Here is a 13986-nt window from a genome sequence, read left to right as displayed (position 1 = left end):
AATTGCTAGACCCGAATCCGATATTGAGCAGCAGGAAAAATCAGCATGCCGATTTTGAACAGAGCCGCCGAACTCCAGGACGAAGTGACGGAATGGCGCCGCTATATCCATACAAGGCCTGAGCTCATGTATGCGGTGGAAAACACCGCCGCCTTCGTCGCCGAAAAGCTCAAGGCATTCGGCGTCGACGAAATCGTCACCGGCATCGGCCGTACCGGCGTCGTCGGCCTTATTCGCGGCAAAGGCGAAGGCCGCACCGTCGGCCTGCGCGCCGACATGGACGCGCTGCCGCTCACCGAAATCACCGGCAAGCCCTGGGCTTCCGAGACACCCGGCAAGATGCATGCCTGCGGCCATGACGGCCACACCGCCATGCTGCTGGGCGCCGCGAAATATCTCGCCGAGACCCGCAATTTCAACGGCAACATCGCCGTGATCTTCCAGCCGGCCGAAGAAGGCGGCGCCGGCGGCGACGCCATGGTCAAGGACGGCATGATGGAGCGCTTCCGCATCGAGGAAGTCTACGGCATGCACAATCTGCCGGGCCTGCCGGTCGGCCAGTTCGCCATCCGCAAGGGCGCGATCATGGCGGCGACCGACGAGTTCACCGTCACCATCAAGGGGCGCGGCGGCCACGCCGCCATGCCGCACACGACGATCGACCCCATCGCCATCGGCGCGCAGATCATCACCAACCTGCAGCTCATCGCCTCACGCAGCGCCAATCCGCTGAAATCGGTGGTCGTCTCGGTCACCAAGTTCAATGCCGGCAACGCCTATAACGTCATTCCGAACGACGCCAGCTTCGTCGGCACCGTGCGCACGCTCGACGCCGAGATCCGCGACCTCGCCGAACGCCGCTTCCGGCAAATCGTCAGCGGCATCGCCGCCAGCCACGACGCGGAGGCGGATATCCAGTTCCACCGCAACTATCCGGTCACCGTCAACCACGCCGACGAGACCGAGCACGCGATTGCCGCCGCACGCGACATTGCGGGTACTGCCAACGTCATCCCCAACATCGATCCCATGATGGGCGGCGAGGATTTTTCCTACATGCTGAACGCCCGCCCCGGCGCCTTCATCTTCGTCGGCAACGGCGAGACCGCCGGCCTGCACAACCCGGCCTACGACTTCAACGACGAAGCCATCGCCCACGGCATTTCCTATTGGGTCCGGCTTGCCGAACAGCGCCTGAACGCCTGAGCCGCCACCATCTCTCCGTGCGCCTGACTGTGGCGCACGGACAAGCAAAAGCAGATTGTCTCCAGGACGTAAAAGAGCTTGGCTTCAGGCCCTTGCTTTTGTATGGATCAATGTCAGTGGTCCCGTAGCTCAGCAGGATAGAGCATCAGATTCCTAATCTGAGGGTCACGCGTTCGAATCGCGTCGGGATCACCATTGGTTTTCAAAGGCTTAGGTTCATTCCGGCTCCTCGCTTTGAACGGTGACAACCCTCGCTTCCACTTTGTTCACCCTGTCGACGACAGCATCACGATCGAGCGTCATCAAATTAGATTCATTAGCAATTCGCCCAACAGTTGAAAGAGCAATTCAAAGAACGCTGCGGGTGAGTATGCGGCGGGCCAGCTAACCACGAAACCAACAAATCCAAGCGCGATGGCCGCAACCAGACCATGCTTTTCCCAACCATATGCCGCACCTATGCCTATAGCGATAGCAGTTATTGCGAACGCCCAGATGCACCGAAAGACGATCGTCAAAATTCTTAGCATTCTGTCCCTCAGCGTCTGCGGCTTGTAAGAATCATTGAGAATAAGAGCGGCAGCGCTGGAAATGTGGTTATGCTGAAGACAAACGGCAACCTCCCGATATCGCCATCGCCGCCACTCCAAGATAGGCACGCACATCCCACAATCCGTTCGCCTGACTCGCTTGGAGCGGCTTATGAGTGCATCGTCAGGTGCATGGTTATTCCATTTTTCGTGTACGAATATTCTTGCTGCCCATTGAATTTCCGTGTACGAAAATTATATGGAGATTATCTGGGACGAGCTGAAGCGCGAAACAAACCTGGCCAAGCATGGCCTGGACTTCGCCGATCTCGATATTGAATTCTTCGCAGGTTCTATCGTCGTTTCCGCGAATGATGGCCGCTCCATGGCCATCGGTGAATTGGACGGGCAAATCGTTGCAGCCGTCGTATTCAAGCCGCTTGGCTCAGAAGCCATCTCGGTCATTTCGATGCGCCCCGCAAGCCGCAAGGAAAGGAAGCTCTTATGGTGACGAAGTTCTCTTCGCGGCGCCCTCTAAATGAGAGAGAAGAAGCCGAAATTCAAAAGATGATCGCGTCCGATCCAGATGCTCCAGAAGCAACGGATGAGCAACTTGCTCAGGCGAAACCCTTCGCAGAAGCCTTTCCGGATCTGATGGGAAGCATCAAGCGCGCCAGAGGGCGGCCAAAAATGGATGCACCGAAAGTCGCCGTCACCCTGCGAATAGATCCGGATGTCCTTGAGCAATTCCAGTCCAAGGGAAAGGATTGGCGAAGTGATATGACGCAGGCGCTACGCAAGGCTGCTGGGCTCAAATAAGCCTCATCTCGAACCTGGGCCCCCTGCTAAAACGACCACAGCAGCCTTTGCCTCGATGCCCTATGAGGCTATCTTTCATACATGACGCGGGTGATGGTGATCGGCAATGCGGGCGGCGGAAAGTCGACGATGTGCAGGGCATTGAGCGCTGTACATGCATTGCCTTATTTCGCAATCGACAAGATTCAGTGGAAACCGAATTGGGTCCAGACGCCCAAGTTGGAATTTGCGGCGTCTCATGAAGCCTGGTTTTCGCAAGAACGGTGGCTGATTGATGGCTACGGGCCGTGGGAATCCGTTCAACGTCGCATGGATATGGCCGATACGATTGTTTTCGTGGATCACCCGATATGGATTCATTACTGGTGGGCCACCAAACGCCAGGTGAAGTCTTTATTCCGTGGCCGCCCGGATGGACCTGACGGATGCCCGATGTTTCCGGTTACTATTCGTCTCTTCAAAATGATGTGGTGGCTGCATCGGGAAATGCGTCCAAAACTGCTTGCCGCAATCGAAGCTCACCGCGGCCACGCACGGATCATCCACATTCGATCACCGAAAGAGCTTGCTGAGTTCGCTGCCAACCCAAGATAGGCAACAGCGCGTCCCCCAACCCTGTTGTCGGAAGGTGGGCGCCCTGACCCTCACCCCACCAAAATCCTGTTCCTTACCAGCCTCACCCCCGGAACGGCCTCGGCCACCACAGTCGCCCGCTCGATTTCCTGCGGTGTTGCCGCTGTTCCGTCCAAACGGATTTCCTGGCCGACGGCGGTCACCGTGACGTCGGAGGCGTCGAGGCCGCCGGCGACGGCGAGCGCATCGGCGACGGTGGATTCCAGTGCCGAGCGTTTGGCGTTTTCGCTTTCTATTTCAGGCCTTACGCCGTGAAACGTAGCTGCTTTAAAAACCATTTTTGCCCTTCTCCTGCGCCTCTGCCGGATGGGAAACGCGGTATCTGCGTATTGGTTCATTAGCAGCCCGAAAATTGCCGCTGAACCCGGACATTCCAGCAGGAAGGGACCTGAGAGCGACTCGCCAATATAGCTGCGGACTTGCCGCCTCCCACGATCCCCTGTAGAGCCATGGGCGATCACAGCAATATTCGGACACGTGGAATGACCATCGGGAGCAAGGCGCCGCGCCGCCTGACGATATTGGGTTCGACCGGCTCGATCGGACAAAACACGCTCGACGTCATCGCCCAATTGGGCGGGCGCGAGGCGTTCGATATCGCCGCAATCACCGGGCACGACAATATCGATCTCCTGGCGAGCCAGGCGAAAGCCTGTGGCGCCGCTCTCGCCGTCACGGCCAATGAAGACCGGTATCAGGCTCTGAAGGATGCGCTTGCCGGCACCGGCATTGCCGTGGCCGCCGGCAGAAACGCTCTCATCGAGGCCGCCTCCATTCCATCCGACTGGGTGATGGCGGCGATTGTCGGCACCGCCGGCCTTGCGCCGACGCTTGCGGCCGCGCACCGCGGCGCCGATATCGCGCTTGCCAACAAGGAATGCCTGGTCTCCGCAGGCGAACTCTTCGTCCGTGCCGTCAGCGAAGGCGGCGGACGGCTGATTCCGGTGGACAGCGAACACAGCGCGATTTTCCAGGCGCTCGAGGACGACCAGCAGCATGCGGTCGAGCGCATCATCCTGACCGCCTCGGGCGGCCCCTTCCGCACATGGTCGCGCGACGAGATGGCCAATGTCACGGCAGCGACCGCGCGCGCGCATCCGAACTGGTCCATGGGCCTGAAGATTTCCATCGGCAGCGCTTCGATGTTCAACAAGGCGTTGGAGATGATCGAGGCCAAACATCTGTTCAATGTCTGCCCGGATCAGATCGAGGTTATCGTCCACCCGCAATCCATCGTCCATTCGATGGTCGGCTATACCGACGGCTCGGTGCTGGCGCAGCTCGGCTGTCCGGACATGCGCACGGCGATCGGCTATGCGCTGACCTATCCGTCCCGAACAAAACTCAATGTCGATCGGCTGGATTTTGCGAAATTGGCCCGGCTGGATTTCGAAGCGCCGGACGAGGTTCGTTTCCCCGCACTGCGCCTTGCCCGCACCGCGCTGCAACGCGGCGGGCTGCAGGGCGCCGTCATGAATGCCGCCGAAGAGATTGCCTTCCAAGCCTTCGTGGATGAACACATCGGCTTCCTCGAGATGGCCGATATTGCCGAAGCGGTCATGGACCAAATGATCGGGATTGGCAGCGCCGAAACGATGGATGCAGTCTTTGCCGCCGATGATGAGGCACGCGGCCGCGCCAGCGCGCTTATTGCCCAGCGCGACAAGGCAGCCTAACATCCTCGCCAACAGCGCTTTTGCGGAGAGATCACTCCATGGCACTTCACCTCGAAACTCCGCTCCTCGAATCCCGACCGCTCAGCCAGGTTTCCGGATGCTCCATCTGGCTGAAAATGGATGCGCTCCAGCCGCCCGGCTCCTTCAAGATCCGCGGCATAGGGGCGGCCTGCGAACATCATGCCAGAAACGGAAAGCGCCGCTTCGTATCCTCCTCCGGCGGCAATGCCGGCATTGCGGTCGCCTATGCCGGCCGTCGCCTTTCGATCCCCGTATCGGTCTTCGTTCCCGAAACAACGACCGAACGGGCAAGATCGTTGATCCGCCAGGAGGGCGCCGAGGTTTTCGTGCACGGGGCATCCTGGCAGGAGGCAAACGAACACGCGCTGCAGGCGGTCGACGCGGGAACGGCGTTCATCCACCCCTTCGATGATCCGCTCGTCTGGACAGGCCACGCAACGTTGATCGACGAGGTCGTCAGGGCCGGCGTGCCGTTCGACGCCGTCGTTCTTTCGGTCGGCGGCGGCGGGCTGCTGGCCGGCATTTCGGAAGGACTTGATCGTAACGGTCTTCAGCATGTTCCGATCATCGCCGCCGAAACGGAAGGCGCCGCCTCGCTCGCAGCCGCCGTGAAAGCCGGCAAACCGGTGGAATTGCCCGCTATCACCAGCATTGCGACATCATTGGGTGCACGAAAAGTCGCCGAACGCGCCTTTGAGATTACGCGGAATAGGCCGGTCGATTGCGTTGTTGTCGATGACCGGGCTGCCGTCGACGCCTGCATGCGCTTCCTCGACGATCACCGCGTTCTTGTGGAGCCGGCTTGCGGCGCCGCATTGGCCGTCGCCTACGCCCATGCCGATCAGTTGGCACGCTTCGAGCGCGTGCTGATGATCGCCTGCGGCGGAGCGACCGCGACTCTCACGCAGTTGCAAGCCTGGCAAGCATCCTGATCGATGCCGGAACTCAAAAAATCAGGGCGCGGAAACGACATTTCCGCGCCCTGACGAAGGGATGAGAATGTAAGCGGTGACTTACGCGACAGCTCTTGCCAGCGCACAGCGCGACCAGAGTGCATGCAGCGCGCCGACGAGATGGTCGATATCGGCGTCGGAATGCAGCGGCGTCGGCGTGATGCGCAGCCGTTCGGTCTTCTTCGGCACGGTCGGATAGTTGATCGGCTGGACGTAGACGCCCATATCAAGCAGCAGATCCGAGATCCACTTGCACTTGGCGGCATCGCCAACCAAAACCGGCACGACATGGCTCGGATTCGGCATATGCGGAATGCCTGAGGCATCGAGCTGCGCGCGCAACCGGCGAACCCGATCCTGATGGCGGGCGCGTTCGAACTGGCTGACCTTCAGGTGTCGGATCGAGGCGACTGCGCCTGCCGCCAATGCCGGCGGCAATGATGTCGTAAAGATGAAGCCGGACGCGAAGGACCGGATGAAATCGCAAAGTGCGGTCGAGGCGGCGATATAGCCGCCCATGACGCCGAAGGCCTTGCCGAGCGTGCCCTCGATCACCGTCAGCCGGTCCATCAGGCCTTCGCGTTCGGCAATGCCGCCGCCGCGTGGGCCGTACATGCCGACAGCATGCACTTCGTCGAGATAGGTCATGGCGCCGTATTTGTCGGCGAGATCGCAGATCTCCTTGATCGGAGCGATATCGCCATCCATCGAATAGACGCTCTCGAAAGCAATGAGCTTCGGCGCCTTCGGATCGGCAGCCTTCAGCTTGGCTTCGAGATCATGCAGGTCATTATGCTTCCAGATGACCTTGTCGCACTTGGCGTAGCGGATACCTTCGATCATCGAAGCGTGGTTCAGCGCGTCGGAGAAGATGATCAGGCCAGGAATCTTCGCGCCGAGCGTGCCGAGCGTCGCCCAGTTGGAAATATAGCCGGAGGTGAAGATCAGCGCCGCTTCCTTGCCGTGCAGATCGGCGAGTTCCTGCTCCAGGAGAACATGGTAGTGGTTGGTGCCAGAAATATTCCGGGTGCCTCCCGCACCCGCGCCACAGTGATCGATGGCCTCTTTCATGGCTTCGATCACCTTGGGATGCTGGCCCATGCCGAGATAGTCGTTCGAGCACCAGACGGTTACGTCCTTGGAGCCTTCGGGCGTATGCCAGGTCGCGCGCGGAAAGCTGCCGCGCTGACGCTCCAGATCGGCGAACACGCGATAGCGGCCTTCCTTGTGTAGACCGTCCAGTTCACCTTTGAAAAATGCTTCGAAATCCATCATCTGCTCCAGAACCATGCGACCGTTTTCATGATTGCCGGTCTGCACGTCAACCCCTCCGCATCGCTTTCGCACTCGCTGCGGCAAATGGCCCTTAATTTTGAACAATTCCAGACAACAATTGTCAATCACCGAGAATTGACAATCGAACCTTTCTGGAACTTCGAAGCCGGAAAGGCAGCTAAGCCGCCCTTCCGGCAGTTTTCACGAGGCTTTATGCCGCCGCCGCGGCGCGCTTGGCCATGACCTTGATCAAATTGGCACGATATTCCGCCGTGGCATGCAGATCGGAGAGCAGCGCCGACGAATCGATCGCCACGTTGGCGAGCGCATCCGGCGACCAGTTCGCCGCAAGCGCCTGCTCCATCCCGTCATGACGGAAGACCCCATCGGCACCCGCGCCGGTGACTGCGACCCGCACACCACCCGTTCCCTTGGCAACGAACACGCCGGTCATGGCGTAACGCGAAGCTGGATTGGGAAACTTGGCGTAGCCGGCCTTTTCCGGTGCCTCGAAGGTTATGGCGGTGATCAGCTCGCCCTCCTCCAGCGCCGTCTCGAACAGGCCGGTGAAGAAATCGTCGGCCGCGATCTGACGCCTGTCAGTAACGATGGTGGCGCCCAAGCCCAGTATGGCCGAAGGATAATCCGCCGCCGGGTCGTTGTTGGCGACCGAGCCGCCGATCGTGCCCATATGGCGGACATGCGGATCGCCAATCATGCCGGCAAGATCGCAGAGCGCCGGACAGACGGCGCGGATCGCCGCCGAGGAGGCGACCTCCGCATGCGTCGTCGCAGCCCCGATCGTTACCCTGCGGCCGTCGACGCGGATGCCCTTCAGCGCCGGAATATGCCTGAGATCGACGAGATCGCTCGGCGAGGCCAGACGCTGCTTCATGGTGGCAATCAGTGTCATGCCGCCGGAGACATATTTTCCCTCCGACGTATCGGACAGAAGCTTGACGGCTTCGTCGACCGAGGAGGCGCGGTGATAGTTGGTTGCGTACATGGTTTTCTCCTCCCCTTGTCTCAGGCCACGGCCTGCGCCGCTTCCCACACCTTGAGCGGCGTGGCGGGCATTGTCAGGGCATTATTGCCGATCGCATCGGTAATGGCGTTGATCAGCGCCGGCGGAGAGCCGATGGCGCCCGCCTCGCCGCAGCCTTTGATCCCCAGCGGATTGTTCGGGCAAGGAGTGTTTTGGTGCGACAGGTTGAAGGACGGCAAGTCGTCGGCGCGCGGCATGGCGTAGTCCATGAAGCTCGCCGTCAGCAACTGGCCGCTGGCATCGTAATGCACGCCTTCCAGCATCGCCTGCCCGACCCCCTGGGCGATGCCGCCATGCACCTGTCCCTCGACGATCATCGGATTGATGATATTGCCGAAGTCGTCAGCGGCGACGAACTGGATAATGTCGGTCTTGCCGGTTTCCGGATCGACCTCGACTTCGCAGATGTAGCAGCCGGCCGGGAAGGTGAAGTTGGCCGGATCGTAGAAGGCGGTTTCCTTCAAGCCCGGCTCCATGCCGGCGGGCAGGTTATGCGCCGTATAGGCGGCCAGCGCCACCTGGAACCAGGGCAGCGACTTGTCGGTACCGGCGACTTTGACTTCGCCGTTTTCGATGACGATATCGCTCTCGTCGGCTTCCATCAGATGCGCGGCGATCTTCTTCGCCTTGGCCTCCACCTTGTCGAGCGCCTTCACCACGGCGGACATGCCGACCGCGCCGGAACGTGAGCCATAGGTGCCCATGCCCATCTGCACCTTGTCGGTGTCACCATGAACAATCGACACGCTATCGATCGGCACGCCGAAACGGTCTGCGACGAGCTGAGCGAAGGTCGTCTCATGACCCTGGCCATGGCTATGCGAACCGGTGAGCACCTCGACGGTGCCGACCGCATTGACCCGAACCTCGGCCGATTCCCACAGGCCGACGCCGGCGCCGAGCGACCCCACCGCCTGTGATGGCGCGATACCGCAGGCCTCGATATAGCAGCTCATGCCGATACCGCGCTTCAGTCCGCGCGCCTCCGCGGCCGCCCTGCGGGCCGGGAAACCGTCCCAATCGGCCTGCTGCATGGCGGCGTTGAGAGAGGCCTCATAGTCACCAGCGTCATAATTCATGATCACCGGCGTCTGATGGGGGAAGGAGCGGATGAAGTTGGTTCGCCTGAGTTCCGCCGGTGAAACGCCGAGCTCGCGCGCCGCCGTTTCCATGGTACGTTCCAGCAGATAGGTTGCCTCCGGACGCCCGGCACCGCGATAAGCATCGACCGGCACCGTATTGGTATAGACAGTGCGGACATTGGCGTGGATCGCCGGGATTTCATATTGGCCCGAAAGCAGCGTCGCGTAGAGATAGGTCGGCACCGCCGAAGAGAAGAGCGACATATAAGCGCCGAGATTGGCGATCGTGTCGACCTTCAGTCCGACAACGCGGTTTTGCGCGTCGAAAGCCATCTTCACCTTCGAGACATGGTCGCGGCCATGAGCATCGGTTAGGAATGCCTCGGTACGGTCTGCCGTCCATTTGACCGGCACGCCGGTCTTCTTCGACGCCCAGAGACAGACGATCTCCTCGGGGTAAATGTAGATCTTGGAGCCGAAACCGCCGCCGACATCAGGCGCAATGACGCGCAGCTTGTTTTCCGGGGCGACATTGTAGAAAGCGCTCATGACCAGCCGGGCCACATGCGGGTTCTGGCTGGTGGTGTAGCACGTATAATGATCGTCGCCGGCATCATAGATGCCGAGGGTCGCGCGCGGCTCCATGGCATTCGGCGAGAGCCGGTTGTTGTGGATTTCAAGTTCCGTGACATGGGCCGCCTCGGCGATTGCCTTGTCGGTCGCCGCGGCATCGCCGAGCTCCCAGTCGAAGATCAAATTATCGACCGCTTCCGGATGGAGCTGCGGCGCGCCGGGCTTCAGCGCCTCGACCGCCTCGATCACGGCAGGAAGCTCTTCATAATCCACGACGACGGCTTCGGCGGCATCGCGAGCCTCGCCAAGCGAATCGGCAACGACGATCGCCACGGCATCGCCAACATAGCGCACCGTCTCGACAGCCAGCGGCCGCCAGGCGCCCATCTTCATCGGCGAGCCGTCCTTGGAATGAATCATCCAGCCGCAGATGAGGTTGCCGATGCCATCGGCCAGCAATTGCTTACCATCCAGCACGCCAATCACGCCCGGCATGGCCAATGCGGCCGAGGCATCGATGCCGGTGATCTTCGCATGCGCATGCGGGCTGCGGACGAAATAGGCATATTTCATGCCCGGCGCCACCATATCGTCGGTATAGCGCCCCTTACCCGTCAGAAATCGTTTGTCTTCCTTGCGCGCGACGCGCGCGCCAATGCCTTCAACGCCCATGACATCCTCCCATTGGGGTTCCGGGGTCGGCAATCCGCCAAGATAACGGTCGTTGGCGTTCGCCAGACAATCTCGGTGAAATTTTATTCGGCCGCCTGTTTGGCGGCATGCATCTCAGCATTGGCGGCAAGGACCGCCTTGACGATATTGTGGTAGCCGGTGCAGCGACAGATATTGCCGTCAAGTTCGGCCCGCACAGTCTTTTCGTCCAGCGCGCCGCCATGGCGATTGATCATGTCGACGGCTGTCATCACCATGCCGGGGGTGCAGAAGCCACATTGCAGGCCGTGATGCTCCTTGAAGGCGGCTTGAACGGGATGCAGTTCGCCATTGGCAGCCAGACCCTCGATGGTTGTAATATCGGAGCCGGATGCCTGCACGGCCAGGATCGAGCAGCTCTTGATCGATTTGCCATCCATGTGAATGACGCAGGCGCCGCATTGTGTGGTGTCGCAGCCGACATGCGTTCCTGTCAGGCCAAGCTTTTCTCTGATGAAATGGACGAGCAGCATGCGATCCTCGCACTCGCCGCCGACCGTCCGGCCGTTCACCGTCAAAGTCACTTTTGACATATTTTCCTCCTCGCCTCTCCTCCAGAGGCAACAGTCATCATTTGACTTTTTTGTAGTGCAATCAACCTCTACTTTAGAAAGACGGTGGATTTTTCTCTCCGTCTAGTTCCTTTTCTTTGCCAAATGTTGATCTATCGAGTTTAGCACCAAAAAAACCGCAACTGCCCAATGGACAAACATATTTTGCACGATATTTCTTCGTAGCTGCAGGGACTGCAAGGACAGCCCATCGTGGTGGAGCTGAAAAAATTGGGACGGCGTTGGCCGGGGTACCGGCTTAACTAACGTTGGAGAGAATATATGAAGAAAGCTCTTATGCTCGCATTGGTCGGCTTGTCTATCGCAAGCTGCACCCCGACTGAACAAGGCGCCGGCATCGGCGCGGCATCTGGCGCCATCATCGGCGGCGCCGTTACCGGCAATGTCCGTGGTGCAGCCGTCGGCGCCGCGATTGGCGGTGTTTCGGGTGCAGTGATCGGCAGCGTCGCCGAACAGCCGGGCCAGTGCTACTACCGTGACCGCTATGGCCGCCGTTACATCGACGATTGCCCGCGTGGCGGCTATCGTCGCAGCTACTATGATGGCGGCGGCTACTGATCCAATACGGATTTGAGATACCGAAGTCCCGGGCCTGAGGTCCGGGACTTTTTGATTCCGGCTCCTCGTCTTTTCATCTGTAAGAGGTGCAAAACTGGTGTCGCCCCAAGGGAAATGACGCCAATTTCAACGCTGGATCGAAGCAATGACCATGGGAGCGACGACCGCCATTTGCTCGCTAAAGAACGCTGAAATAGCCCTAAGTCCCGGACGAAAATCCGGGATTTTTCGTTTCCGCCGCGGTCTTTTGCAGGTTTTTGAGTCTAAAAAGGTACACGCGGGACGGTTTTGCCTCTATGGTGGCCCGCGCGTTAACCCGGGGGAAACGCCAAACTGAGAAAGTTCTTATATAACCGTAAAGCGGCGTATGCATAAAAGAACTGGTCCGAGGAAGAGTATTGCGTATCGGCGAGCAGGCACCGTAATGGCGGTTGCGGCAACGATTGCGCTCGGCCCACTCCATGCCGGAAACGCGTTTGCTTTCAAACTGTTCGGCATGACGCTCTGGGGCGAAGACGATACGACAGACCAGGTTTCCGATCCCGTTCATTACACCGTCGATTTCAAGACGGACAATCTCGACAAGGATCTCAAGGAGGCCTTGACCGACAGCTCCATGCTGGTTTCGGACAAGAAAAAGCCCGTCTCCGGCGACCTCGGCGTCGTCATCAAGGCGCGCGATGATCGCGACCGGCTGATCGCCACCCTCTATGAAAAAGCGCGCTATGGCGGCGTGGTCACCATCACAGTCAACGGCACCGATATCGATGCGCTGTCGCCGAATCCCACCTTTGGCCGTTCGAAGCCCGTCGCAGTCACCATCAGCGTCGATCCGGGCCCGGTCTTCACGCTAGGCAAGATCAAGCTGCTCGGCGATGCCCGCGGCCTGGACCCTGCCGGCTATGGGCTTGTGCCGGGCGGCGACGCCGGCTCGCTGACGATCCTGAAAGCCGGCGACAAGATCGTCGTCGACTTCAAGAACCAAGGCCATCCGCTCGCCAAGCTGATCAAGCGCGATGTCGTCGCCGATCACGAGACCAACAGGGTCGACGTGGCGCTCAGCGTCGAAAGCGGGCCCATGGCGCCGATCGGCAATGTCGGCGTCAGCGGCCAGAAATCGGTCGACCCGGATTTCATCAAGCGCTATGCCCGCATCAACGAGGGCAAGCCCTATTCGCCGGATGAGCTGAAGAAAGCTTCCGACCGCCTGCGTAAGCTCGGGGTCTTTTCGAGCGTCACCATCCGCGAGGCCGACAAGCTTGCCCCGGACGGCAGCATTCCCATGACCATCGAAGTGGCTGAAGGCAAGCAGCGCTATTTCGGTGTCGGCGCGCAATATTCCACCATCGACGGTTTCGGCGTGCAGGGCTATTGGGGCCATCGCAACCTGACCGGCCGGGCGGATTCGCTGCGCATCGAAGGATCGGTCTCCCGTATCGGCGAAACCACTGATGTCGGACAGCTCGACTATAGCGCCGGCATTACCTATGTCCGGCCAGCGACCTGGTATCCCTCGGCAACCTTTACCGCCGGCCTGAAAATGCAAAGCCTGCATCCGGATGCCTATGATGCCGATACCATCACCGCGAGCGGGAGCCTTGCCTACGAGCTCTCCGATCAGGATACCGTCTCCGGCGGCGGCGAAATTAGCTATGAGCAGGACAGCACCGATGCCTACGGTGATCAAAACTATCTGACGCTGGCGATCCCGCTCGAATATGTCAGGGACACGCGCGACAACAAGCTGGACCCGACTGCGGGCTACCGCGCCTCTATCAGCGCCAAGCCGAGCTATGAAGCAATAGGCGGCGGAGTGTTTAGCTCCTTCGAAGGCTCGATTTCCGGCTATCAGGGCGTCGGCGCCAACGATAATGTCGTCTTCGCCGGGAAGCTTTCTCTCGGCTCGCTGATCGGCTCCAACAGTATAGAGGACATTCCGGCGACCCGGCGTTTCTATGCCGGCGGCGGCGGCTCGGTACGCGGCTACGCCTACCAGGAAATCACGCCTTATAATTCCAATGGCGATGCGCTCGGCGGCCGCTCCTATGCCACCGCCTCTCTTGAAGCCCGTATCAAGATCACCGATACGATCGGCATCGTGCCTTTCGTCGATATGGGCAGCGTCACCGACAGCACTTTTCCTGACTTTTCCGATCTTCGCATTGGCGCGGGCGTCGGTGTGCGCTACGCTACACCCTTCGGTCCCATCAGGCTCGACGTCGCCGTCCCGCTCAAGAAATATGAGAATGGTACGGCATACGGCATCTATGCCGGCATCGGTCAAGCCTTCTGACACGCCGTACGATCGCAGACGGTTCAGCACGCGGTTACA

At 59.9% G+C, this 13986-nt stretch carries 13 protein-coding genes and 1 tRNA gene; 9 read left to right on the top strand and 5 right to left on the bottom strand.

What is annotated here, in order from left to right; translation table 11 throughout:
* The first annotated feature begins 45 nt into the window (after nt 1-45).
* From PH547_RS12990 to PH547_RS12970, 5 genes are all read left to right on the top strand, one after another.
* Nucleotides 46-1206 carry a M20 aminoacylase family protein gene (locus PH547_RS12990; protein WP_285168396.1) on the top strand — a complete coding sequence of 387 codons (1161 nt, stop codon included), beginning with the start codon at nt 46-48 and terminating at the stop codon, nt 1204-1206.
* A 118-nt stretch (nt 1207-1324) separates the two neighbouring features.
* Nucleotides 1325-1401: transfer RNA gene (locus tag PH547_RS12985), tRNA-Arg, on the top strand.
* Nucleotides 1402-1995: 594 nt separating this feature from the next.
* Complete coding sequence (locus PH547_RS12980; protein WP_285168395.1) at nt 1996-2247, top strand: BrnT family toxin; 252 nt, start codon at nt 1996-1998, stop codon at nt 2245-2247.
* Nucleotides 2241-2555: a BrnA antitoxin family protein gene (locus PH547_RS12975; protein ID WP_283047723.1), complete on the top strand. Its 315-nt coding sequence runs from the start codon at nt 2241-2243 to the stop codon at nt 2553-2555. The genes PH547_RS12980 and PH547_RS12975 overlap by 7 nt, the downstream gene beginning before the upstream one ends.
* An 81-nt stretch (nt 2556-2636) precedes the next feature.
* A complete protein-coding gene (locus PH547_RS12970; RefSeq protein ID WP_285168393.1) occupies nt 2637-3149 on the top strand; it encodes a EutP/PduV family microcompartment system protein in 513 nt (170 codons plus the stop codon).
* Between the two features lie 50 nt (nt 3150-3199).
* On the opposite strand, the gene PH547_RS12965 is transcribed toward PH547_RS12970, so the two are convergent.
* Nucleotides 3200-3466 (bottom strand): BON domain-containing protein, encoded by a 267-nt coding sequence (locus tag PH547_RS12965; protein ID WP_104824557.1) that lies wholly within the window; start codon nt 3464-3466, stop codon nt 3200-3202.
* 204 nt (nt 3467-3670) lie between these two features.
* Here PH547_RS12965 and dxr point away from each other — a divergent pair, with 204 nt between their 5' ends.
* Both dxr and PH547_RS12955 read left to right on the top strand, forming a co-directional pair.
* Nucleotides 3671-4864, top strand: a complete 1194-nt coding sequence (gene dxr, locus PH547_RS12960) for a 1-deoxy-D-xylulose-5-phosphate reductoisomerase (protein WP_285168391.1) — start codon at nt 3671-3673, stop codon at nt 4862-4864.
* 38 nt (nt 4865-4902) lie between these two features.
* Nucleotides 4903-5817 (top strand): pyridoxal-phosphate dependent enzyme, encoded by a 915-nt coding sequence (locus PH547_RS12955; protein ID WP_285168390.1) that lies wholly within the window; start codon nt 4903-4905, stop codon nt 5815-5817.
* Nucleotides 5818-5898: 81 nt separating this feature from the next.
* On the opposite strand, the gene hemA is transcribed toward PH547_RS12955, so the two are convergent.
* From hemA to PH547_RS12935, 4 genes are all read right to left on the bottom strand, one after another.
* Nucleotides 5899-7110, bottom strand: a complete 1212-nt coding sequence (gene hemA / locus PH547_RS12950) for a 5-aminolevulinate synthase (RefSeq protein WP_104825237.1) — start codon at nt 7108-7110, stop codon at nt 5899-5901.
* A 214-nt stretch (nt 7111-7324) separates the two neighbouring features.
* Complete coding sequence (locus PH547_RS12945; protein WP_285168389.1) at nt 7325-8119, bottom strand: FAD binding domain-containing protein; 795 nt, start codon at nt 8117-8119, stop codon at nt 7325-7327.
* A gap of 20 nt (nt 8120-8139) precedes the next feature.
* Entirely contained in the window at nt 8140-10485 is a 2346-nt protein-coding gene (locus PH547_RS12940) for a xanthine dehydrogenase family protein molybdopterin-binding subunit (RefSeq protein ID WP_104824562.1), read from the bottom strand.
* A gap of 83 nt (nt 10486-10568) precedes the next feature.
* Nucleotides 10569-11057: a (2Fe-2S)-binding protein gene (locus PH547_RS12935; RefSeq protein WP_104824563.1), complete on the bottom strand. Its 489-nt coding sequence runs from the start codon at nt 11055-11057 to the stop codon at nt 10569-10571.
* Nucleotides 11058-11357: 300 nt separating this feature from the next.
* On the opposite strand from PH547_RS12935, the gene PH547_RS12930 reads away from it, so the two are divergent.
* Together PH547_RS12930 and PH547_RS12925 are read left to right on the top strand one after the other, a co-directional pair.
* Nucleotides 11358-11654, top strand: a complete 297-nt coding sequence (locus tag PH547_RS12930) for a YMGG-like glycine zipper-containing protein (protein WP_104824564.1) — start codon at nt 11358-11360, stop codon at nt 11652-11654.
* 367 nt (nt 11655-12021) lie between these two features.
* Complete coding sequence (locus PH547_RS12925; RefSeq protein ID WP_285168388.1) at nt 12022-13947, top strand: autotransporter assembly complex protein TamA; 1926 nt, start codon at nt 12022-12024, stop codon at nt 13945-13947.
* Nucleotides 13948-13986 lie beyond the last annotated feature (39 nt).

The organism is Rhizobium cerradonense, from assembly GCF_030182455.1.
Classification (GTDB): domain Bacteria; phylum Pseudomonadota; class Alphaproteobacteria; order Rhizobiales; family Rhizobiaceae; genus Rhizobium.
The sequence above is the reverse complement of the archived record's forward strand: the minus strand, read 5'-3'. Positions and strand labels throughout refer to the sequence as shown.